Raw genomic sequence first — 22,588 nt, 5'->3', positions numbered from 1 at the left:
AGTGTAGCTCTTCACCCTCCCCCTTACCCCCTATCCTATGAGCGCATAAAGCACTAAAGGGGCACGCTGTCCCGTCGAGGGAGGGGTAAACCTAAGGAAGCCTTTAGTCCTTGAACTAAAAGCCAACCTCCCCAATATCTCTCCCTTGACCGGGGAGAATAAAAGAGGGGGTGAAACAATAATCTTACCATCCTAAGTCCCTAGATACCGCAGCATCGCACGATATCGTCTTCTTTCCATTTAGTTTCCTCCGCCTACCCTTCCGGTATTCTGGTTATCGTGCTGAAACTTTGGCCAGGGGCTGTCAGCAAGACCCTTGGAGTCGCTTCGAATTGCATAAACACAACTGTCCAACGATCCAACGTATACGGTTCCATCCAGATCGATAGCTGGCGAAGATTTTATCTCGCCGCCGGTTTTATATCTCCACTTGCGTTCACCTTCGGGGGTAACCGCGTAAAGATAGTTCACCTGCCGCATGTTGCCTACTTTCCTACCCTTATAGTCCGTCGCACCAAAGTATATGATACCATTTGAACCTATGGCGGGGACAGATTCAATACCTATATAATCGTTATATATACCTTTTCTAGAGTAATCTGGGTTCAAAACGTGTAGAAAGAAACCACCCAGGTAAACTGCACCATCAGAATCTATTGCTGCCGAAGTCCACTCGGACGTAACAAGCAAGTCAAGACAGTAGTTATATTCTCCCTCAGGCGTAAGAATGTAAAAACCTCCCGAATTTGTACAAAAGCAAACCTTACCCTGCTTATCTATAGCCAGAGGGGAGATAGTACGTACCCACAAACCAGGAACTTCAAAGCTCCACTTAAGATTACCCAGCGTATCGACCGCATAAATTATATTATCCACACTGACATATAGCGTGCCATCTAACCCTATCGCTGGAGGAAACATTATCGTCAAGCCTTTAATCTGTGAAGATTCCCACTTCAGCTCCCCTTCAGGTGTGATTGCATAGAGATGACTACTGTGAGCCGCAACATATACAGTTCCGTCCTGACCGATCACAGGCGATGAACTAGAATAGTAGGTCTTACATTTCCATTTCAGCTTGCCCTCAGGTGTAACCGCATATGTATAAGGATCCCATGGTGAGATGTATACCGTTCCATCAGCCCCTATGGAAGGTGAAGCGAATATTTTCCCCTCAGTCTTAAACCTCCACTTGAGTTTCCCTTTCGAACTAAAAGCATACAAACAACTATCACCCGAAGTGATGTACACTGTGCCGTCATGTCCAATTGCAGGTGATGATACAATCGAGCCATTAGTTTTGTACTTCCACTTCAGCGTACCAGGTCTATCCGATTTGCATCCTGAGATAAGCAGGAGCATTACACAAAGCATTAAGATGCGAGGTTCTTTATCCATCACAAACTCACTTTCACTAACGATCCATTTTCACCCTCCCCCTTGCCCCCCTACCCTATGAGCGCATAAAGCACTCAAGGGGCACGCTGTCCCGTCGAGGGAGGGGTAGATTTAAGGAAGCTTTTGGTCACCGGACTAAAAGCCAACCGCCCCAATATCTCCCCCTTGATGGGGGAGAATGCCTCTCCGTAAGGAGAGGTAAGAGGGGGTGGAATGAAAAATCTTACCATCTCAAATATCCTATACTCCACAGCACCCGATTATATCGTCCTCTTCCCACATCAGCTGCTCGAACGCCGATACAAGGTCCTGATTGGTGAACCCGGCAAGGTCAATGGAGTTTGACCGGCAGGAGGCGGCGCATCCTCCGCAACCCTTGCACAGTGCGGCGTTTACAGAAGCGACCTTCTTTTCAATACCGAGAACACGCTTCTCTTCAAGCGCAATTGCTCCGTACGGACAGACCTCCACGCAGTAACCGCACCCGATACAGGTACGCTCGTTGGTCAGGGCAATCTTGCCCTCGGCCTCGATCTTGTCCTTATTGAGGATAAGTAACGCACGGGCGGCAGTTGCCGCAGCCTGCGCGATCGCCTCATCGATGAACTTGGGCGCGTGAGCCAGACCACAAAGGTAGACGCCGTCGGTGGCGAAATCAACCGGGCGAAGCTTCATGTGCGCCTCCAGAAAGAATCCATCCTCGTTAAGAGGCACCTTGTAAAGCTGGGCCAGGATTTTATTTGCCTCCTTCTCAGCCACGATCCCGGTGGAGAGAGCGATAAGATCAGGCGAGAATTCGACCTCTTTGCCTATGAGTTCGTCCATTATTCGTACAGTTATTGTCCCATTTTTGTCCACTATTTGGGGTTCTTTTCTCTGGTCAAATCTCATGAACAACACGCCCCTCTGCCTCGCCTTCTCATACGCAAGCTCTTTAAGTCCGTAGGTTCGCAGGTCACGGAACATTATGACGACCTCGGTATCAGGCGAGCGCTCTTTTATAGTCAAGGCGTTCTTGATAGCCTCGGTGCAGCACACACGAGAGCAGTAAGGATGCTCGTCATTGCGCGAGCCAACGCACTGGATCATAACGACGGTTTTGGCGTTGAAGTTACCTTTGTGCAGGGATTCCTCCAACTCCCGCTGGGTGACGATCAGCGGATCGCCAGACAAATATTCATCAGGTTTGGGTTGGTATTCAACCGCTCCGGTGGCGATGATGGTCGCGCCGTGCTCGATCACTTCACCGTTGGACAGGGTCGTTTTGAAGCTCCCTACAAATCCTTCTACAGACTGAACTTCGGCGTTCTTGTGCACCGTGATATTGGTATCTTCCTCGACTTGTGCAATAAGTTCGGCAAGGAAAACCTGCGCGTCTTCACCCCAAAGGGTCTTGGTCAAATGAGTCAGGTTACCGCCCAGTTCTGCGGATTTTTCGATCAAGACCGTCTCAAATCCTGCCTGTGAGATGGTTTTTGCCGCGCTCATCCCAGCCACTCCCCCGCCGATCACCAGCGCGCGCTTGGTAACGGGAAGCTCGATATTGGGTAACGCCTTAAGTCTCGCTGCCTTGGCAACCGCCATGCGCACCAGGTCCTTGGCCTTGGCTGTAGCTTTCTCCGGTTCGTACATGTGCACCCAGGAGTCCTGGTCGCGGATGTTGGCCATCTCAAACAGATACTTGTTCAGTCCGGCCTCGCGGATGGTGGACTGAAACAACGGCTCATGCGTGCGCGGTGTACAAGCAGAGACAACCACGCGGTTTAGACGGAAGTTATTGATAATTTCTTTGATCTTCTCCTGGGTGTCCGAGGAGCAGGTGTAGAGGTTCTCGGTGGCGAAAGCCACGTTGGGCAGGGTCTTTGCGTATTCTACAACCTCAGGCACGTTGACCACCAAGCCAATGTTGATGCCGCAGTGGCAGACAAACACACCGATGCGTGGCGGCTCGGTGAAGACGTCGCGCTCAAGGGGCAGGTCCTTGGCCTTGACCTCGGTGTTGCGCGCTTCTCCTAAAAGCCCCTGCACCATACCAACAGCACCCGATGCCTGAGCCACGCTCTCCGGGATATCCTTGGGTGCCGAAGCCGCACCTGCCACGAATACGCCGTAGCGGGTAGTGAGCATGGGCGCAAAGGTGGAGGTTTTAACGAACCCATACTCGTCCAACTCGATGCCGAGTGCTTCAGCCAGTTCCGGAGATGACTTCGGGGGTTCTAACCCCACGGAGAGCACCACCATATCAAAGGTTTCGGTAGCAAGCTTACCGTCATCGGTCTCGTAAGTTAAAGAGACTTCTTTGGTTACAGGATCTTCTACAACTTTCGCCACCCTGCCCCGCACGTAGCGGACGCCAAACTGCTCCTGGGCCCTGTCAATATACTTGTCAAAATCCTTGCCGTAGGCACGGATATCCATGTAGAAGATGATTTTCTGCATCTGTGGCGCGTGCTCTGCGGCGATGATCGCCTCCTTGGTGGCGTACATGCAGCAGACAGACGAGCAGTAAGGGCGGTTTATGTGCCGATCACGACTGCCGATGCACTGGATCCAGGCGACTTTTCCGACCTCCTTTCCGTCCGAAGGACGCAGGATATGCCCGGCAGTAGGTCCGGATGAGGACATAAATCGTTCAAACTCGATGCTTGTAAGAACGTTCGGGTAGCGTCCGTAGCCGTATTCGCTTAACCGTTTGGCATCGAACTCATCGAATCCGGGAGCAAGAAGGACCGCGCCGACTTCGATCTCGGTCTCATTATCTTTATCATTATACCGCACCGCGTCGGGCGGACAGATATTGGCACAAAGCCCGCAGCCTATGCACTTATCGCGATCTATGGCATACGCCAGTGGCACGGCCTGTGGATAGCTGATATAGGCGGCGCGGCGCTCGGAGAGTCCCTCGTTGTAGGAGTCTATGGCAGATACCGGACAGTGCACAGCGCAAAGATTACAGGCGGTGCAGGCTTCGATATCGATGTAACGCGCGTGCTTGCGCAGCTTGGCTATGAAATTCCCGGCTTTGCCGTCAAGGGCGACCAGTTCGGTGTTGGTGATGATGTTGATGTTGAGATGACGACCGGTGTCCACCAGCTTTGGTGAGAGGATGCACATGGAGCAGTCGTTGGTGGGAAAGGTCTTGTCAAGCTGGGCCATGACCCCGCCGATGGTGGGTTTTGAATCCACAAGATAGGCCTTTATGCCGCCGTCTGCCAGGTCGAGCGCGGCCTGGATACCGGCGATTCCGCCGCCGATCACTAAAGCCGAACCCTTGATCGGTTTTTTAGCATTAACTTTAACCATGAGTAAATCGAGTATCTATGTTTCTGTCATTGCGAGGAGTAACGCCCAACGGGCGTTCACGACGAAGCAATCTCATAGCTCTGTTGTTAAGATAAGATTGCTCCTTTAACGTCGCCCTTCGGTGCCGCGCTCCCTTCAGTCGCTCGCAATGACCGGATTTCTTTTCAAATAACGAGACGAATATTATTTTCTCGCCTGCTCTGTTTTTTACCTTACCTGTACTATGCAGCCAACTGCGTCTCATGTTGGCCTTCTTCTAGCTTAGCTTGTCTCAGTATACACAATTTCTGGTAAGGTGTCAAGCGCTTGATTCCTCCGTGGGCACGAAGATGGTTGTAGGCATACAACATCCTTTCGGCGTGGGCTAAGTAGCCCCTGCCTTCCTCGCTGTCGCAGGTGTTTCGCCTACTTTCGTAGTTAGTCTACGGAAATCTGCGCTAATCTGCGGTTTATTCGACATTTCGGACAACCTCCTACCCATCTACTACCTCCACGTACAAGGGACGCTCTTTTCTTATCTTATCGAGACGTGCCCTGGTCTCGCGCTCAAGCTCAACGATCAACTCGAACACCCGGTGGGCTGGGATTCCTGTCGCCTCAGCAACGTCAACTGCGGAACAAGGCTCTTTAAGATTTTCCAGAATCAGCCCCTTCTCGTACTCCTCTCGAAGTATATGCTTAATCATTGTATCGTAGTCTTGCGGATCGAGTTTCTCATCAAACACGTTGCCCTTGCGCACAAGCTCCAGCTCCTTGGATAAGAGCCAGCGCACTGGCTCAGACGTGCATACACGTTTCATTGCGGCAACCCGTAACACAAGCTCCGGCCTGCCAAGCGCTTGAGACGATAATGTTCCAAATTCCTTTAACTTTTCCTCAAACCCGTTGATAGCTTGGGCAAGCCCGAACGCGTAGGTTGTATCGGCATGATAGAAGGCGACGCGGTCACGGCGCAGACCAGCGATCTCCAATAAATCGGCAAGATGGTTGATACGGGCCAGGACATGATGGTTGCCTGGCTCGTAGTGGCAGTCACCCAGAGGACACAGGGCGAAGAACAGGCCATCGGCACCCTTTGATAGAGCTTCGACCCCATCTGCAAGGTCGAACCTGGCAGAGCAGCGCAAATTGATAAAGGCGATGTCGGCAGGGTAGGACATACGCTGCATACCGGCGTAATCAAGCGCAAACCCGGCCCAGTCGCAGGTGAAGCCGAGGATCTTTGGAGTGTGCACAGATTCTACACGATCTTCCGATTGAAGACGAGTGGTGTGTGTTACGGGCTTCATGATGTCTCACCCCAAGCTCGTATCTGAGCTTTAATAGTATCTCTGGACTTGATAGGGTCAGATATGGCGAACACCGGGCATCCGGCGATGCACAGGCCACATAAGGTGCAGAATCTTGGCGACATACGAGCTTTATGACCGGTATCGGTCCGTTCCAGGATAGGCGCTCCATAAGGACATACTGCGGCACAGTAGCCGCATCCGATGCAGACTTCTTCATCGATTTGTGCACCAGGCAGTCGCTTGGGTTTCGCATCGAATAACGCCTTGATACGGGCGGCCACAACGAACGCGTGGTTTATGGTTTCCTCCATGGGCATAGGCGTGTGCGCGCCGCCCACAACGAAGATACCAGGATGCACCACGTCCCGGGGTCGGATCCGGTAGCGGCGCTGGGCAAGGTAGCCGTTCGTATCCTGTGGAATCCTGAGGGCTTGTGCGAGATTCTCAGGAAGGCTGCCCACCAGTTTTCCCAGCTTCACGTGCGCACCCTTCCAACCCGTAACACCCGTACCCCTACGGGGCATTTTCACTATTACTCGGAGCTTGCGCTCCGGTCGCAAGGACATAACACCCGTAACACCACCTGGGATACTCCCTCTGATGATTTCGATGTTATGTTTTTCCGCACCCTCCTTGAACCCTTCGGGAAGAACCACAGATTCAGGTACAAAGAAAGCGATACGCTCCTCCGGCTTTTCGTGCCGCAGCATCACCGCATCCCAAAAAGCGGTTTCCAGAAGGAACGGATGTACCCCTTCCTTGACCTCAAACGCCAGCGGACCGCGGAACTCTCCCCTATCCCGCCAGCGGTACTCGAACTCGAAAAGATTGCCTCCGACCTCACGCACGCCGGTGGCAACAACAATCGCTCCCACCTCCTCTTCGGCATCATTGGAAAGCTTTACTTCGTAGCCGTGCAGCGATTCTTCAAGGTTTACAAGCTCTGTTTTCTGATAAACCGTTACGTGAAGTTTGTCCTGTAACCTATCGTAAAGTCGATGCAAAAGCGCTTCCGGGTCCCCGCCCGAGGGCCAGACCGTGCGGGTTCTGCGCAGGGTTCCGCCTAAGCGATTGGATTTTTCAATAAGAACAACGTCTATACCTTGCTCAGCTAAAGCACGCGAACACGCCAGCCCGGCAGGACCGGCACCGATGACCAATACCCGGTGGAGCAGGTCTAAATCCCACTCGGTAAGGTGTTTTTTGGTGCTACGGGTGGTGAGTTCGGCAAGTCCCATGGAAAGAAGCCGAATTGCCTTCTCGGTAGCCCCCGTGTCCGCGTCGTGCACCCAGGCACAACGCTCGCGAAGATTGACCAGCTGGTGAGGGTTGGTTCCGGCAAGGTCAGCAAAGATCGAACCATGTGTACGTTCGTCGCACGCACCGAAGAGGAGGGCTCCTTCGACACCATTGAGATGCTCACGGGCTGCACCGTCGCCTAGTTGGGCAAGTATCTCTACTGATTGAACTTGTGCGAGAGAGTTAAAGTGTTTCTTTAACTTCTCAAGGTCAATCTTTTGGGAGATTTCGCACCCTTGGCACAAGAAAATTTTAACCTTTTCCATCACCTCCCCCAGGGTGAGAACATGTAGCGCGAGGCTTTAGCCTCGCCTAACAATGAGATGAGAAGCTTCAGCTTCACGGCGGGACTGAAGTCCCGCACTACATGAAGAGGTGTTACAGGCACCATCCTCGCAGCGAAACTAAAGTTTCGCACTACTACGCGGCTCATGCCTTTTTCTCCTGAGGTGCTTCAAGCCCCAACTCTCCACACGCATCGCAGTCGGGTGCTTCGTAGTCGTGGGGGTGATCGTGGACACCAGGCATAGGCTTGGAAACGTCTTTGAGCGAGATGGCCGCCGTAGGACAGATGTAGACGCAGGTGCCGCAGCCGATACAGCGTTCGGAAAGCCGCTCGATGGGCGGACCCACGTGGCGCTCGGTGCCGCGATCGATGAACCCGATGGCTGAAGCACCGATGATCTCATGGCAGGCACGCACGCAAAGCCCGCAGAGTATGCACTTATCGTTTAAGACCAGGGGATAGCGGGATTTCTTGATGCCATATTCACGGGCCAGTTTCTGGATAAGCGAAGCGTCAGGAGCACGGGCAAGAAGAAGCTCAAGCACCGCCTTGCGGTTGCGGATCACCCGCTCGGTCGAGGTTTTGACCTCGATATCGGGAGCAACTTCATAAATACAAGAAGTTACTAGCTTTGTGCGGCGACCTGTTGTAACCTCCACAAGACATAACCGGCAGGCGGCGTAAGGTTCAAGCGCTTCGTGATAACAGAGAGTGGGGATATCAAACCCCTCACGCCGGGCCACCTCGAGGATTGTCTCTCCTTTATAACCAACCACTTCCCTGCCGTTGATGGTAAATTTGGCCTGACCTTCCCAGTCTGCGTGACTCACAACACTATCTCTCCATCATTACAGATTCCAGCATTATCCAGACGATCTAAAACATATACGGACAGTCCAAAAGGTGTGTTACGGGCGTGGTTCATTGTGACCTCCCCCCTGAGTGTGTGTTACGGGTGTTACGGGTGTTACGGGTCACCGCGTCGAACTTGCACACGTCAAGACAAACGCCGCATTTGATGCAGACATCCTGATCTATCACGTGGACTTGTTTGCGTTCGCCCGAAATAGCGTCAACCGGGCAGTTGCGGACGCATAAGGTGCATCCGGTGCAGTTTTCGTTGATCTCGAAGTGGATAAGCGCGGTGCACACCCCGGCAGGGCAGCGCTTATTCTTAATGTGTTCAAGATACTCGTCGCGGAAGAAACGCAAGGTGGAAAGCACTGGGTTTGGTGCCGAGCCGCCTAAGGCACACAAAGACGAATCTTGCATCGCCTTACCCAGCTCTTCCAGTAGATCAAGGTCCGATTCCTGTCCCTCGCCCTCAGTGATACGTTTCAAAATCTCGTGGGTTTGAGATAAACCTTCCCTGCATGGCACGCACTTGCCGCAGCTTTCGTCCTTGAGGAACTCGGTAAAGAACTTGGCCACGTCCACCATGCAGGTCTCGGAGTCCATAACGATCATGCCGCCCGAACCCATCATCGAGCCTGCTTCCCACAGCCTGTCGAAGTCTACTTCAAGGTCCAAGAGATTCGCGGGGATACAACCTCCGGAAGGCCCGCCGGTCTGCACCGCCTTGAAGGGCTTACCCTCAGGTATACCGCCGCCGATGTCGTAGATGATTTCCCTGAGTGTAATTCCCATAGGGACTTCCACGAGACCCGCGCGGTTCACCTTGCCTACCAGCGAGAAAATCTTGGTTCCGGTGGAGGAGGGGTTCCCGATGGAGGCAAACCACTCTGCACCGCGCACCGCGATTACCGGCACGTTAGCCCAGGTCTCCACGTTATTGAGTGTGGTGGGTTGATTCCATAAACCTTTTTCGACGGTGTGGACGTACTTGGCGCGGGGTTCGCCCGGCTTGCCCTCGATTGACGCCATAAGTGCCGTGGACTCACCGCACACGAACGCACCCCCGCCCTTCACGATTCTGAGATCGAAGTTGAACCCGGTACCGAAGATGTCGGATCCCAGAAGACCGTGCACACGTGCGTCATCTATCGCCTTCTCGAGCCGCTTTACTGCCAGTGGGTACTCGGCGCGGACGTATACATAGCCCTGCTGTGAACCTATGGCAAAGGCTCCGATGAGCATCCCTTCAAGGATGGAGTGCGGATCGCCTTCAAGAAGCGAGCGATCCATGTATGCGCCCGGGTCGCCCTCGTCCGCGTTGCAGATAACGTAGCGGTAGCCTTCTGCGGCCTTGCAGTAGCGCCACTTGCGACCGGTTCCGAATCCTCCGCCACCGCGTCCACGCAAACCGGAGGCATCCACCATATCAATAACCTCGTCCGGCTTCATCTCGGTAAGGACTCTGTAAAGGCCGCGGTATCCGCCCCGCGCAATATACTCCTCAATGGATTCAGGGTCGATGATCCCGCAGTTGCGCATCGCGATATGTTGCTGCTTGGCGGTAAATTCAAGGTTGAAAAGTCCTTCAACAGCCGCTATTTCGGGCGGAACATTCTCCAGAGGGTAACGGTAGTGTGTGTTGCGGGTGTTATGTCCTTGCGACCGGAGCGCAAGCTCCGAGTAATTATGAAAATGCCCCGTAGGGGTACGGGTGTTACGGGTATAATCTTCAATCTCTTCGATCTTCCCTAAAAGCCCCTCTTTAACGACCTTGCCTTCCTTGACTGCAGAAAGAATCTCGGCGACCTGCTCCGGTTTCACGTGGGAGTAGGTTATACGCGGCCAGCCCGGTTTGAGGATATCCATAAGCGGCTCCTCATAGCACATGCCGATGCACCCGGTTCTAGAAGCGACAGCGGTCGCTCCTGCTCCATTACCGAGGGATTTGAGGGTCTGCTCGACCGCGGCGATGACGTCGTTTGCACCTGATGCGATCCCGCAGGTAGCTGCCCCAACCATCACTTTAAGATGCGGCGGATGTATCCTGCGCTCACCCTCGGACGCTACCTTTTCCAGGTCGGCAAGACTCTTAATAACCATTACCTTCCATCGCTCCCCTTTCAGTCCGCGTCCCGATACTTCTCGACGATCTCCGGCACCTTATCCTGTCGTACGTGGGCGTGGGTCTCCTCATCGATCATCACCGCAGGTGCAATGGAACAGCATCCGACGCATCGCACTCGCTGCAGGGTGAACTGGCCGTCTCGAGTTGTCTCGTCCTGCTCAACACCAAGATCGCGCTTGAACCGATCCATAATCAGGCCAGCTCCCTTAACGTGACACGCCGTTCCCAGACAGACATTAATTATGTGCTTACCTTTGGGTTTTAATGAGAACGCGGAATAGAACGTAGCCACATGATAGACCTGAGCTACAGGTACGCGCAATCTGGCCGCGACCTGGCGCATGGCCGCTTCGGGCAGATACCGGTAGCGCACCTGAAGCTCCTGAAGGGCCGCTATGAGCGACGCCCTCTTCCATTCAACTTCATTAAGGATGGTATAAGCGTTTTCGCTCACCAACCCTTTTAGCTGATCCATTGACGCAAATTCTACACAGTTATTAGAGGATGTCAAGTATCTTTGGGGTAATTCTCTCCTCTTGCCGGGGTCTAGTGCCCCAACTTGCACTTGCCGTATAGTGTCGAGTGAGTGGGACAAAGGGTGAGTGGATCTAAATCCGCGTCACCGAAGGAGAACGACCGCAAGGAGTTCTAATCCGCGTACGCTTTGCGACGGAAGTAATCTGTGGTTTGGGTAGCTATCGGCCTGCGAGTCCGTTCCACATTAAATCGCAACCTCTTCCCCCTGAGGTGGGGTGTCATTACGAGCGACCAGAGGAAGCGAAGCAATCTCGTGGGGTGTTCTACTTTATAAGGAGATACAGGATTGTCAAGAAGATATTCCCCTGCGATCTTTTGTGCGCAACACAAAAGGAGCATTTAGGCTTGTTGCCACACCAGGGTAGAACTAGAGGCTACTTTTTCATAGCATCTATTACAACAGGAGCGAGGACTTTGATGTACTCGACCATTCTAGTCACTATGAAGTCCTCCATGTTTTTTAATGATCTCCCCCGTCTAAAGCGTTCACCAATCCGTTTGGAATCCCGGGGAGTAGTAACCGCTGGCAGCTCACTTTCTTTGCCTATCAATTTTTTCCCTAGCTTTTCTTCTATTTCTTCACTTTTTTCTTTAAGGCAGTCATAAATCTTCTTATTCAAATCCTCAGATTCGAGGTCCAAGAGTACCCATATTCCTTGATAGGGAATACGAATCTCAAAATGGATGGATCTAGATCTCTCGTGCCAAAAAATGATTTGAAGTATTACCTCATGATCAGGATGTGACGTAATCCATCCATTATATTTTTTCTTAAGTTTAGAGGAAAAATTTAATTTTTCCTCTATTCTCTTTTTAATTATTTCAAGGAACTCAATCTTTTCTTTTTGATCTTTGCGTGGTTCGTACTCTAATCCCAATTCACTGACAGTTTTTCTCAAGGGTTCCTTAAAAGTACGTATATACTCGTCTAATATTTGCAATAGCTCTTCCATTAACTTGTTCGTCAGGTGGAAATTATCGCCATCCCATTTTACATAAGAGTATATTCTCCTCTTACCTCGTCCCCCACCTTCGTTCTTAGGCCAGTTATCTTGAAAGCGAAAGTTTGACACATGGGTCTGCGTTTCCTTTTGAAGCTTTTCAAATATTTGCCGATTCTCAACTTCTTGAGGGCTCTCCAAATGGAGTCCTATTTCAATCATCCTCGTTTCATTTCTAAAATTTAATTCAAAATGGAAATAGGGTGGTACATCTGACAAATGAAGCTTAAAGTATCTAGGATCAATCTCTAGATGTTCAAAAATTTCTTTATATTTCCTTTTTAATTCTTCAGCCATTTCAAAGTAAAACTCCCTTTGTGAATTAAATCTCTTGGTGTATGGCACTGGTTTCGAGCTTCGGGGGATCGGCCTCTCTAAATCTTCAGTAACTTTCTTTGTTTCAACGTTTACCTTTAGGAGACCGATATGTGGTTCGAATTTGTCAAATAAATCGTCTAATAAGTTTGAATATCTTCGCATTCCCTTTTCGTTAAATGCCACAAATAACTTTATTGGTATCACTTTCATCGTTTTGTCCATCAGGCTCAAGGGGATTTTAACCCCCTTGTTTTCGCAACCTTCTATGAAGCCTTCTCTGAATTCCGCACCATAATTTTCAATCAAGCAATAATAACCGATAATTTGCCCCAATGCCTTCGCCATAGTAGTTAAAGCTGCAACCCGCTTACATTCACCAATATAAAAAACTTTCTCGCTGCTACTGAATGCGACTATATCTACTTTATGTCCTCCTTTAAGACGAAGCTGACGGATAAATCCATCGCATTTATACTTTTTCCTTAGGAATTCCACCGCTGGGTCACCAATCTCAGTAGATTCCTTCTCCCTAGACTTTCGTCTTCGTCTTGATTTCTGCAAAGATTTATTTTCAACCATACAAGTATAATACGGTGTTAGGTGGCCTTGTCAAGAAAGTCACCAACCTACCCGCTGCGCTCATTCCCTTGACTCTCCCCCGCCCTTACACCCAACACGTCCACTTCGTGTCCGTGCGGGGACCCTAAAATCTTGCTTTTCCTTGACCGTTTCCCATCTGCTGATGTTGACAAGCATTCCAAGCGGTGTAGAATTCAGCGTGTATGCGCCCGGCTAGCTCAATCAGGCAGAGCGGCGGATTCTTAATCCGTAGGTTATAGGTTCGATTCCTATGCCGGGTATGACGACAATCTGCTAATAAATCAGGGGGCCTCAGGCTCCCCCACAAGGAGGAAACGTGGAACAACCGCTGACCCTTGAAGAAAAGAAACGGGTTCGCTTTGAAGCGACAGTAGATATCCTTTACCTGCTGAGCCTTTTTGGTCTCTACGTGGGATCATTCATAAGCCCCATCATAGGGATCGTCTATGCGATTATCCTCAAATCCGGTTCGCTTTCCGAGCGTGCAAAAAGGGTCGGGCACATCTGTCTGATCCTTGCCCTGATCGGCCTGGGGATATGGGTGCTGGCCATCATCATCATCGTCGTTATCGCAGTCGCAGTAGGCGTAGGATCAGGCTTCTAGGACATAGCCTTGGATGTCAGATCTTTGAGGAGAAGAGGAGTGCTCGTCTTCTCCTCTCTTCTCCTTCTCGCAGCAACGGCTTTTGCACAAAGCCCTTACTGGATATATCTGGTAAACAAAGGCGAGGGGCGATCACCTGATGTGATGCGTGTTCATCGTTTTACCGCAGAGCGACGCCAGGCTTCAAAGTTGGCCTCTAAAGCGGGGTTCGGGGATATTCCTCTTCATCCACGGTATCTGCGTTTGATTGAGATTTCAGGCGCGCGCATCCGTGCCCGCTCGCGCTGGCTTAACGCCGTAAGTGTGGAAACTGACTCCATGCGTTTGGAAAGTCTGCAGATGATGCCCTTTGTTCGTTCAGTCGAGCCCGTTGCAGTTGAGATAATCCAGTTGCCCATGAATCTAATCCAGCGCAAGGAGCCGATAGAACCTGAACACTACGGTAACACCTACACCCAGCTTGCCTTATTGAACGTCCCTGCGGTTCATAATCTGGGGATATTCGGGCAGGGTGTGCGGATAGGGTTCCTTGACACAGGCTTCAAACGCGATCACACGGTCTTTAGAACCGTTCGTTTGGGCGCTGAACATGACTTTATTACAGGCGATGATATCATGGTGTGGGACAGTCTAAGCAAAGCTTCTGTGTCTGTTATATCAAATTACGAGATCGTGCAGCAGCCTGAACTGCATGGAGACTGGATTTTCTTTATCGCCGACTCCACCGCTCTTAACGCAACCACAGCCCGTGTCCTATATGCTGCGCACCGGAATGGAAACACGTGGGATACGATTCTCGCACTTTCTGAACCCCAAATCACTTACACCGACAGCATTGCTCGTTCCCACGCCATAGTAACCAAGGCAAACAGTGATACCATGCTAGTGGTCTGGGAGGCTGGCTCAACAAACGATTATAAGCGGCGTGATCTGCACTGCGGGGTGCTCAGCAATACGAGTTTTAAGGGGTTTGCAAAGCTACCGGAGTCAAATTGCCGTAACCCCTTCCTTATATCCAACCAGAGTGATACCAGTATTCTACTCTATGTCAGAGACGAAGGAAGGGTGCGAATGAATCGTGCGGTATGGACACTAGATAACGTGGAATGGCTTGGGGCAAGTGAAGTATTATTTGCCCCTGGCGGAATCCTTGATCAACCAAAGGCCTCGGTTTCGGGAGATACCATAATCGTTGTCGCACTTGACCTTACACAAGGTCAACTACATCTTGCACGTAGCCTGGACGGTGGGCAAAGCTTTTCAGATATCCCATCCCCTGCAAACGAAGAGGTGGTGGCGTTCGATCTTGAAGGGAACCATCTCGTAGTTGCTTTCGTGGACAAGGCTCAAGGTGGTTTCCGTCTTGCTTCATTCGAAACGTCCAACGCCGGTTCTACCTGGACCGACTTCATACATCCTGACGTCTTTGAGGTTATCGGAAGCATAGATCTGTTGAGCATCGCCGGTGGAGGTCTTCATGCTGTTTTTGAAAGCGCAGGAGATATACTGCTGACCAGCAGCCCTGGAGCAGTGGATTCCTGGGGAGTTCCCTCCATACTGGCCCAGGAGTTTTCTTACCAACCCTATATCGCATTCAATGCCGGCGAACTGGAGGTGGTGTGGTCTTCGCGCGGTGATGAGGATACCGATTACGATCCTGGGGAGGACTGGAGAGACGTGAACGGTTTCAGCCAGCCAGCGCACGGTTCACGCACCGCGGCGCTTGCGGTCGGTTATCAAGGACGCTATTATATAGGAGCCTCTCCAGGCGCAGAGCTTTACGTCGCCAAGACCGAAAAACACGTGAACCTCTACGGGTCTATGTACGAGATGCGGATTGAGGAGGATATCTGGATAGAGGGCCTTGAGTGGCTTGAACGCAACGGGGTGGATATAGTCAACTCCTCCCTTGCCTACGGCGACTGGTACAGCAACGACGAGTTGGACGGTAAGACCTCACCCGCCTCTCGTGCAGCCAGCATGGCTGCAAAACGAGGTGTGCTTATCACGAACGCGGCAGGCAACGTGGAATCCGCAGCACCATACATCTCACCTCCAGGCGACGCTTATGGAATCATTACCGTGGGTGGCGTAGATACCCTGGGTAACTGGTGGGAACATGGAGTCGGGGTTATAGGAAGTGCGGTCGGCCTGCCTGACGACGGAAGGATAAAGCCGGAGCTTGTGGCCCCTGCTGCAGGGGTTTACGTGATCGACGTGGACGACACAATCAGCCACTACTTTTACGGCAACGGAACCTCGTACGCCGCGCCTCTTGTGGCAGGAATAGCAGCACTTATGCTTGAGGTTCACTCTGAGTACCGGGGAGACCCTGAAACCATCATCTCATTGCTCCAGCAAAGCGCTTCTGCCTCCTCTCCGAACGATACTATAGGCTACGGCATCCCTGACGCCTACCAGGCCATATTGCCTTTGCCTAGTAACATAGATACCTTCTCGCGCAACGAGCTTCTGCCGCCCTATCCTAATCCCTTCTATCCTGGCTCACAAGCCTTGATATACTTCCCGTTCCGGCTCAACAAGGCCTCTACCAGAATCAGGCTGCGCATCTTTACCTTAAGTGGGGAACGGGTCTTAGAAAAACCACTGATTCCGCCTGGCGGCACAGAAGGCACTGACGACGAGATAGCCATCGGGACATACGACGATCCCGCTGATCTTGAGCAGATAGGTGCTTTTTGGAACGGGTTGACTGAGAACGGCAAACCTGTTGCTTCAGGGCTTTATCTCGTGGTTCTTTCCACCCAGTACGGCAGCCACGCGGCTAAGTTCCTCCTGTTGCGATAGCCTACACCTCCTCGATGGAGGAGTGGGAGGGCAAAGAGAACTTAGTCATCGCGACCGACCGAAGGGTGGCGCTCTCATATTGGGCACAATGCGAGGATTTAGCGTTCATCTGCGTCAATCGGCGTTCCGAAGGGGAACCCTGATTGGGTTACACCGGAGGAAAACGAGTGCAACGAGTTTTAATCCGCGGATTGGGGGCCCCGGACGGATGCGGAGCAGCCGTTTGGGGTGTGTTTTTTGCCCACAAAGATAATCAGTGCGATAACGCCTAGAATCGTCCGAATTCTTTGACACGCATCTCAACCCTCAGCTTCACGAATCATTCCGTCTTCCGGCGGATGCGATGAACCTCCCGATCGATCATCCTCTCGCGAAACTTGCCAAACACGAATACACTCAAGGCATGCACAATCACTCCAACCCCCCAGCCCCCAAGCGGGATAACAAACCATGGAAAGCCCTTACCGTGGCCAGAGATAAAATACCACGCCAGAAACAGCCCTGCGTTGACAACAAGATATGTCACAAGGTGGGTAAAAAAACCCATTCGCCTCTCTACCCTCTCCTCGGCCCTACGATGGATATCTTGTTCCATTCTTCATTGCTCCTTTACCGCTGAATCATGCACAATACACACAAAAGGCCAATTGTCAAGCTGATAGGGTCTGTGCGCCAAGTGATCAATGTTAGGCCGCATGTCCCTACCTGCAAAACTTATAGCTATTGACAGTCTCTAACAAAGGGATATAATCCTACTCATGCAGCTACTCCTACTACTTTCCCTTATAACGTTACCGGTAGGTGAAGCAAGGGTCAACGGGCTTGCCGATGCTGGTGTAACCATTGCCGATCAACCCCTGGCTCTTTACGTTAACCCGGCCCTTCTAACCAGCACCAACGACCGTAAGCTTCTCTTTAGCCCTGTTGGCTTCAGATTTGAACCGCCCGAGAACAGAGATCACGATATAGAAGTTCTTCTACCAAGGGTGTTTGGCTCCTACACCAGCGTAGGATTCATCGGCTACTCCCAGCCTTTTGGAGATTTCGGCGCAGGTCTGGCCGGTTTTCAGGATGAGGCCCGGGGTCGCGGCCTCCTCCTGGGAGCGGCTTACCGATGGAGATTCCTGCAGACCGGGGCCAGCCTGGGGATTCGATATCTGGACTACGTCCCTGGCCCTGATGAAAGCCGTCTCAAATCGACCTTTGCTCTGGGCATATCCATACCGGATATAAAGTTTGAAGACGTCCCAGGCGAGATCTCGGTTGCCGCGGCTGCCCGTAAGATAGAGTGGCCCTGCATTCAAGTGGGTCTGGATTATAACATATCGTTCTTTCGCTTCCTTACTAACTTCAATCTTCGCGAGCCGTTCCATGAAGAAGGCAGGCAGGGAACCGTTCACCTCGCCAGCCTCTTCGCCTTCAAGGATCTTCTGGGGATTCCCCTCGAGCTCGGGGGAGGCTGGGCAAGCGATAACCGATTCGGTATCCTGACCGCCGCGGATCTGAACCTCTGTAAGATCAACCTCAGCTACTCACGCATACCTGCATCCACCGTTCAACCCAACGGAAGGGTTGCATTCTCATTCCTGTTTAACATAGCCTCCACTAAAGAGGTTGAAGAGCGACTGGCCTCCATAGAGAGCGAAAAGCGGGCGAAGAACAAGATAACCAGCAAGACCTACACAACCCAGGGGATAGATTTCTACAACGACGGAGCCTTTGATGATGCTATTTATGCCTTTGACGTTGCCCTTATATGGGACCCTGCCAATGATGAGGCGCTAAACTGGCTCCAGCGCGTTAAGGAAGAAAAGAGCGCCTCCGAGCTGCGCGCGCTGATTGCCGCAGCAAACGCGGCTATGCGAACAGCCGACTATCTCGAAGCGATGAGCAAGGCGGAAGCCGCTTTAGAGATTGACTCCACCTCAAGCCAAGCCCAATCCCTCGCCGAAGAGGCGCAGCGCAAGTTCTCAGAATCCATACTTGCCCAGACCTCATCGGTGCGCAACGCGGGAGAGATCAACGCACTATACCAGAAAGGACTTGAACAATACGCGGCCGGCGAGTACAAGGAAGCTACCGAAACATGGGAAAAGATAGAAAAGCTTCAACCCCGGTCCAGAACGGTCCAGACTTACAAGAAAAAGACATCAGAGAAGCTCGGCCAACAGATCGCCGAAGGCATGAAGCAGATGGAAAGCCTTGAACGCAAAGGGAGGTGGCTGAAAGCCCTTAACCTCGCCAAACAACTAAAGGCTCTGGCGCCGTCCAATCGCGAGATCGCGGCCAAGATAACCCTCTATCAAAGCAAGATTTCCTTCTCGGCGTCCACCTATGAAACCCAGGGGATCGACTACTATAACCGCGGGTACTACGTTCAGGCGCAGAACTCGTTCTACGCCCTGCTCGCGGTTGATCCTAACAATGCCACCGCCAAAGATTACCTTACGCGCATCAAATCCAGGCTTCAAAAAAAGGACGCGGACGAGCTCTACCTGCAAGGTGTGCAGGCCTATACCAACAACAACTACGAACAGGCGGTCTACTACTGGGAGCAGGTTTTGGCCATCAATCCATCATACGCGAACGCGACCCGCAACATCCAGCGCGCCAAGGAGAAGCTCGCAAAACTGAAGTAAAAAGATTCCCTAGAGATCCGAACCCAATCGACAATCAGGGTATCATTATCTTCTGACAAAGGAAAGACAGAATACTTAGCTGAAGCTTAGGCTTCGCCTCCTTCCTTTACTACAAAGTCCCGCAGCAATGAAAGAGGTTATCGCAGGAGCATGGACTAGTCTATTTAAAGAAGGTGCCGGATACAACGTTGATGGGACCACTCTTTTTTTTCTGTTCGGGGGTCCCCACGCGAATGCAACGCATTCGCGTGGGGTTTACTTAATATCCCCAGAGCTCGTTAAGGATCACCTTGCGCCGGCAAGCAGGGCACAAAAGCCGCTGGTGGTCACTGCGGTAAGGTTCGGCATCACCGCGCTCAGGCTTCATCTCAACCGTATCCAAACTGCTCTGACGCGCCAGAACCAGGGTAGGGTTGGCATAGGCAAGCTCCCCCAGGCGTCGGGCGATCCAGTTAAGATGCTCACGGGTAGTTATCACCCCACCGCAGCGCTCGCAGAACAAAAGTTCCTTTTCGATCTCATCCCGGTATTGTTCCTTGTCAAGAAAAGTCATGTCGTAATCAACGGTGTGGCGAATGGCCTCTGTCGGGCAATATGTAACGCACTGACCGCAGAAGATGCACATATCCTTTAGATAGACCACGTGCCTGATGCCTTTCTCAAGATTATCCTCAAGCTCACGCGCCCTGGCAGGACAAACCTCAACGCATGCCCCGCAACCGATGCATTTCTCTTCATCGAAAACGATAACGCCGCGGAACCGAGGCGGAGGCAGGGTTGCCCTTTTGGGAAATTTAGTGGTGTAAGGAGCGGAGAAGAGAGATCGCAGCGCCTCACCCAGTTCTCGAATCTTAGGCCACTTCATCTTCCTTCTCCTTGCTCTCCTTGGTTTCGCCTTCCTCGCTTTCGATCTGCGGCCCTCCCAGTTTGTCCTTGCCGTAGGAATCAATCACAGTCCCCTTCCACATCTTTGCTCCAAAGCGCAAGGAACCGCGGGAAAGGGCGTGTGCCGAAACGGGTGCGGTCAACAGCAGGAAGACGCCGCAGATGAGCGCCTTGATCCCCAAAGGGGTAAAGCCTGTAACGATCAGGATCCCGATCATAATCCCGAAGGTGCCCAGGGTAACGCTCTTCGTTGCCGACTGCAGACGGTTGTAAACATCCGGGAAACGGACAAGACCAATGGCTCCAAGAAGGTCAAAAAGCACACCAACAAGGATCACGATGTATCCGATTATATCAACTACAGTTACCTCAGTCATCGAGCGTCCTCCGTTCAAGGTACTTGGCCAGGGCAAGCGTCCCGACAAAACTAATCAAGGCAAGGGCAATCGCGATATCCAGCAGGAATGAGAGATTGTAAATTATACCGGTAATCGCCGTTATCCCGACGAACAGTATCCCCATGATATCCACCCCAACCATGCGGTCGGCAATCGTGGGCCCGCGGAAGATGCGGAAAAGGCACAGGAAAGACGCAACCCCAAGGATAATAAGGATGCTAATCCAGAGAACACTCATTCGAAGATCCTCATCAAGTACTTCTCGAACTTCGCCACTATTACCTTTGTGTTGGCCTCGATATCCTCGCCGTCACCGAAGACGTCGATCCAATGAACGTAAAGAACATCTTCATCCACGTCAACGGTCATGGTTCCAGGGGTAAGGGTGATGGAGTTGGCAAGAAACGCCTTGGCCACGTCTGTCTTGAGCGCGGTTTTCACCTTCACGATTCCGGGTTTTACAGGACAGGCAGGATGAAGCACGCGGAACGCAACGTCAAGATTGGCCACCAGCATGTGCCAGAAGAATACAGGTATGTAGATGATGCCCCAGAACCAGCGACGAGGGTTGAGGAATGAAAGGGGCCGATGGGTAAACTCTGCACCGAAGAAGATAGCCACAAGAAGCGCCAACACCGCTCCAACAACATAGACCGGCCAATCGCCTCCTGGCAAGGTCAGGAGTAACCACAATCCGTAGCTGAGGACAAACAAAACCACTCGCCGCATCCTAACCCCCCGCCCCTATCCTGAACACAATATCAGCATACTCGGTCCCCCTGAGCAGAACATCTGCCGCAGGCTGCAAAAGGTGGGGTTTGAGCCAGAAGAAGAACGCGCCGCCTGCCACCAACAGAACAACAAGACAGACCATGGCGAAGACCATAACGAACGGGGACTCCTTTATCCCTCCTATACCCTCCTTGCCCCAGAATACCTTGTTGGTGATCTTCAAGAGATAGCCCAAGGTAACCACAGCAAAGAGCCCGGCTACGACGGCAGGGACGATGAACCCCGCTTTTACCGCGCCCAGGATAATAAACAGCTTGGAGAAGAAGCCCAGGAAAGGAGGCATGCCGGCAACAGAAAGAGCGCCCAGGTTATAGGAAAGCGAGGTCCAGGGCATCTGCTTGCCCAGCCCACCGGTAAACTTGGTTATGTCGCGTTCTCCAACACGGTAGACGACAGAACCTGAGGTGAGAAACAGAAGCCCCTTACCGAGCGAGTGGCTCAGGATATGCGCTAACGCACCTATAAGGGCGAGCTCATTGCCTATACCCAACGCAAGCACAATGTAGCCGATCTGACTGATGCTTGAGTAGGCCAGAAGCCGCTTGTAGTCCTTCTGATAAAGGGCAAGCAGGCTTGCAATAATAATCGAGGCAAGTCCGAGGATCAGAAGTGCATTAAAGACCTCGGGGTAGCTGGCTCGTGAGACGCCGTATACGTTGAAGAGAATCCGTGCCATAGCATAAACCCCCAGCACCTTGATAAAAACACCCGAAAGCAACGCTGAGATCGGAGCAGGAGCCGAGGGGTGCGCGTCAGGCAACCAGGAGTGGAAAGGAACAAGCGCTGCCTTGATCGAAAAGCCGGACATCAAGAGGATGAGCACAAACCAGAAGCCAGGGGTCTTATCCATGGCGGCAAATGCACGGGAGATATCCGCAAGATTAAGGGTTGAGGTAGCGGCGTAGATTAATGCGATCGCCAGAAGGATCATCAGACTCGCGATCTCACCCATCACCATGTATTTGAAGCCGGCTTCCAACTCATCAGCCTCAGTGCCGAATGCAACCAACGCATAGGAGGAGAGACCCGCGATCTCCATAAACACAAACATGTTAAACAGATCGCCGGTCATCACCACCCCGTTCATCCCGACAAGCATCAAAAGATACAGGGTATAGAACTTGCCCGACCCGGTGAAGTGATCCATGTATCGGATAGCAAAGAGGTAGGAGAAGAAAACCAGCATAGAGACAACCAGTAGCATGAACGCGGAGAGCCTATCAACCGCGAACGCGATCCCCAAAGGAACCGGCCAGTTGCCGAAGAGGTATACCAGGGGCTTCCCAGGCACAAGGAAGAAGGCGAGATAGATACTCAAAGCCAAAACAGCCGCTAGGCAAAGCCCAGCCACGATCTCTGCCAAACGCTTCCAGGCCTTGTAGAGAATAGGGACGAGAAATGCGCCGCCCAGGGGGATTGCAATCAAAAGAACCGGAAATGTCTCCATA

General features: G+C 52.0%; 17 protein-coding genes and 1 tRNA gene. 4 read left to right on the top strand and 14 right to left on the bottom strand.

Annotated elements, in window-relative coordinates; genetic code table 11:
* Positions 1 to 240 precede the first annotated feature (240 nt).
* The 8 genes from CEE36_04380 to CEE36_04345 form a co-directional block, all read right to left on the bottom strand.
* Complete coding sequence (locus CEE36_04380; GenBank protein TKJ43276.1) at positions 241 to 1,398, bottom strand: cell surface protein; 1,158 nt, start codon at positions 1,396 to 1,398, stop codon at positions 241 to 243.
* Between the two features lie 240 nt (positions 1,399 to 1,638).
* Complete coding sequence (locus CEE36_04375; protein TKJ43275.1) at positions 1,639 to 4,701, bottom strand: heterodisulfide reductase; 3,063 nt, start codon at positions 4,699 to 4,701, stop codon at positions 1,639 to 1,641.
* A 473-nt stretch (positions 4,702 to 5,174) separates the two neighbouring features.
* Positions 5,175 to 5,990, bottom strand: a complete 816-nt coding sequence (locus CEE36_04370) for a hypothetical protein (GenBank protein ID TKJ43274.1) — start codon at positions 5,988 to 5,990, stop codon at positions 5,175 to 5,177.
* Positions 5,987 to 7,558: a hypothetical protein gene (locus CEE36_04365; protein TKJ43273.1), complete on the bottom strand. Its 1,572-nt coding sequence runs from the start codon at positions 7,556 to 7,558 to the stop codon at positions 5,987 to 5,989. Before CEE36_04365 ends, CEE36_04370 begins: the two co-directional genes overlap by 4 nt.
* A gap of 163 nt (positions 7,559 to 7,721) precedes the next feature.
* A complete protein-coding gene (locus tag CEE36_04360; GenBank protein ID TKJ43272.1) occupies positions 7,722 to 8,408 on the bottom strand; it encodes a (2Fe-2S)-binding protein in 687 nt (228 codons plus the stop codon).
* A 91-nt stretch (positions 8,409 to 8,499) separates the two neighbouring features.
* Complete coding sequence (locus CEE36_04355; protein ID TKJ43271.1) at positions 8,500 to 10,533, bottom strand: NADH-quinone oxidoreductase subunit F; 2,034 nt, start codon at positions 10,531 to 10,533, stop codon at positions 8,500 to 8,502.
* A gap of 20 nt (positions 10,534 to 10,553) precedes the next feature.
* A complete protein-coding gene (locus CEE36_04350) occupies positions 10,554 to 11,033 on the bottom strand; it encodes an NADH-quinone oxidoreductase subunit E (GenBank protein ID TKJ43270.1) in 480 nt (159 codons plus the stop codon).
* A 436-nt stretch (positions 11,034 to 11,469) separates the two neighbouring features.
* Positions 11,470 to 12,993, bottom strand: coding sequence for a hypothetical protein (locus CEE36_04345; protein ID TKJ43269.1), 1,524 nt, complete (start codon positions 12,991 to 12,993; stop codon positions 11,470 to 11,472).
* Between the two features lie 207 nt (positions 12,994 to 13,200).
* On the opposite strand from CEE36_04345, the gene CEE36_04340 reads away from it, so the two are divergent.
* The 3 genes from CEE36_04340 (at position 13,201) to CEE36_04330 (ending at position 16,426) form a co-directional block, all read left to right on the top strand.
* Positions 13,201 to 13,274: transfer RNA gene (locus CEE36_04340), tRNA-Lys, on the top strand.
* 56 nt (positions 13,275 to 13,330) lie between these two features.
* Positions 13,331 to 13,618: a hypothetical protein gene (locus CEE36_04335; GenBank protein TKJ43268.1), complete on the top strand. Its 288-nt coding sequence runs from the start codon at positions 13,331 to 13,333 to the stop codon at positions 13,616 to 13,618.
* 39 nt (positions 13,619 to 13,657) lie between these two features.
* On the top strand, positions 13,658 to 16,426 hold the full coding sequence (locus CEE36_04330; GenBank protein ID TKJ43267.1) for a hypothetical protein: 2,769 nt from the start codon (positions 13,658 to 13,660) through the stop codon (positions 16,424 to 16,426).
* Between the two features lie 319 nt (positions 16,427 to 16,745).
* Here the strand turns inward: CEE36_04330 and CEE36_04325 are convergent, their stop codons facing one another.
* The gene (locus CEE36_04325; GenBank protein TKJ43266.1) at positions 16,746 to 17,021 is read right to left on the bottom strand and encodes a hypothetical protein; all 276 of its coding nucleotides are present in this window, start codon (positions 17,019 to 17,021) and stop codon (positions 16,746 to 16,748) included.
* Between the two features lie 163 nt (positions 17,022 to 17,184).
* Here CEE36_04325 and CEE36_04320 point away from each other — a divergent pair, with 163 nt between their 5' ends.
* Positions 17,185 to 19,065 (top strand): hypothetical protein, encoded by a 1,881-nt coding sequence (locus tag CEE36_04320; protein TKJ43265.1) that lies wholly within the window; start codon positions 17,185 to 17,187, stop codon positions 19,063 to 19,065.
* A gap of 259 nt (positions 19,066 to 19,324) precedes the next feature.
* Here CEE36_04320 and CEE36_04315 read toward each other — a convergent pair whose 3' ends face one another.
* The 5 genes from CEE36_04315 to CEE36_04295 are packed head-to-tail and all read right to left on the bottom strand — an operon-like array spanning position 19,325 to position 22,587.
* The gene (locus tag CEE36_04315) at positions 19,325 to 19,930 is read right to left on the bottom strand and encodes a 4Fe-4S ferredoxin (GenBank protein TKJ43264.1); all 606 of its coding nucleotides are present in this window, start codon (positions 19,928 to 19,930) and stop codon (positions 19,325 to 19,327) included.
* Positions 19,917 to 20,327: a Na+/H+ antiporter subunit G gene (locus CEE36_04310; protein TKJ43263.1), complete on the bottom strand. Its 411-nt coding sequence runs from the start codon at positions 20,325 to 20,327 to the stop codon at positions 19,917 to 19,919. Before CEE36_04310 ends, CEE36_04315 begins: the two co-directional genes overlap by 14 nt.
* Positions 20,320 to 20,586 carry a hypothetical protein gene (locus tag CEE36_04305; GenBank protein ID TKJ43262.1) on the bottom strand — a complete coding sequence of 89 codons (267 nt, stop codon included), beginning with the start codon at positions 20,584 to 20,586 and terminating at the stop codon, positions 20,320 to 20,322. Before CEE36_04305 ends, CEE36_04310 begins: the two co-directional genes overlap by 8 nt.
* Positions 20,583 to 21,077 (bottom strand): hypothetical protein, encoded by a 495-nt coding sequence (locus CEE36_04300; GenBank protein ID TKJ43261.1) that lies wholly within the window; start codon positions 21,075 to 21,077, stop codon positions 20,583 to 20,585. Before CEE36_04300 ends, CEE36_04305 begins: the two co-directional genes overlap by 4 nt.
* A gap of 1 nt (position 21,078) precedes the next feature.
* Positions 21,079 to 22,587, bottom strand: coding sequence for an NADH/ubiquinone/plastoquinone (complex I) (locus CEE36_04295; protein ID TKJ43260.1), 1,509 nt, complete (start codon positions 22,585 to 22,587; stop codon positions 21,079 to 21,081).
* Between the last annotated feature and the right edge of the window lies 1 nt (position 22,588).

This window comes from candidate division TA06 bacterium B3_TA06 (assembly GCA_005223075.1).
In the GTDB taxonomy this organism is placed as follows: domain Bacteria; phylum Hydrothermota; class Tepidihabitantia; order B3-TA06; family B3-TA06; genus B3-TA06.
Note: the sequence above shows the minus strand (reverse complement) of the source record. Positions and strands in the feature narration are given on the sequence as shown.

Excerpts from the sequence above, each read along its gene's own strand:
- CEE36_04350 (TKJ43270.1), bottom strand. The coding sequence starts at position 11,033 with ATGGATCAGCTAAAAGGGTTGGTGAGCGAAAACGCTTATACCATCCTT.
- CEE36_04380 (TKJ43276.1), bottom strand. The coding sequence starts at position 1,398 with ATGGATAAAGAACCTCGCATCTTAATGCTTTGTGTAATGCTCCTGCTT.
- CEE36_04355 (TKJ43271.1), bottom strand. The coding sequence starts at position 10,533 with ATGGTTATTAAGAGTCTTGCCGACCTGGAAAAGGTAGCGTCCGAGGGT.
- CEE36_04345 (TKJ43269.1), bottom strand. The coding sequence starts at position 12,993 with ATGGTTGAAAATAAATCTTTGCAGAAATCAAGACGAAGACGAAAGTCT.
- CEE36_04375 (TKJ43275.1), bottom strand. The coding sequence starts at position 4,701 with ATGGTTAAAGTTAATGCTAAAAAACCGATCAAGGGTTCGGCTTTAGTG.
- CEE36_04325 (TKJ43266.1), bottom strand. The coding sequence starts at position 17,021 with ATGGAACAAGATATCCATCGTAGGGCCGAGGAGAGGGTAGAGAGGCGA.
- CEE36_04300 (TKJ43261.1), bottom strand. The coding sequence starts at position 21,077 with ATGCGGCGAGTGGTTTTGTTTGTCCTCAGCTACGGATTGTGGTTACTC.
- CEE36_04315 (TKJ43264.1), bottom strand. The coding sequence starts at position 19,930 with ATGAAGTGGCCTAAGATTCGAGAACTGGGTGAGGCGCTGCGATCTCTC.
- CEE36_04320 (TKJ43265.1), top strand. The coding sequence starts at position 17,185 with ATGCAGCTACTCCTACTACTTTCCCTTATAACGTTACCGGTAGGTGAA.
- CEE36_04365 (TKJ43273.1), bottom strand. The coding sequence starts at position 7,558 with ATGGAAAAGGTTAAAATTTTCTTGTGCCAAGGGTGCGAAATCTCCCAA.
- CEE36_04295 (TKJ43260.1), bottom strand. The coding sequence starts at position 22,587 with ATGGAGACATTTCCGGTTCTTTTGATTGCAATCCCCCTGGGCGGCGCA.
- CEE36_04310 (TKJ43263.1), bottom strand. The coding sequence starts at position 20,327 with ATGACTGAGGTAACTGTAGTTGATATAATCGGATACATCGTGATCCTT.
- CEE36_04370 (TKJ43274.1), bottom strand. The coding sequence starts at position 5,990 with ATGAAGCCCGTAACACACACCACTCGTCTTCAATCGGAAGATCGTGTA.
- CEE36_04305 (TKJ43262.1), bottom strand. The coding sequence starts at position 20,586 with ATGAGTGTTCTCTGGATTAGCATCCTTATTATCCTTGGGGTTGCGTCT.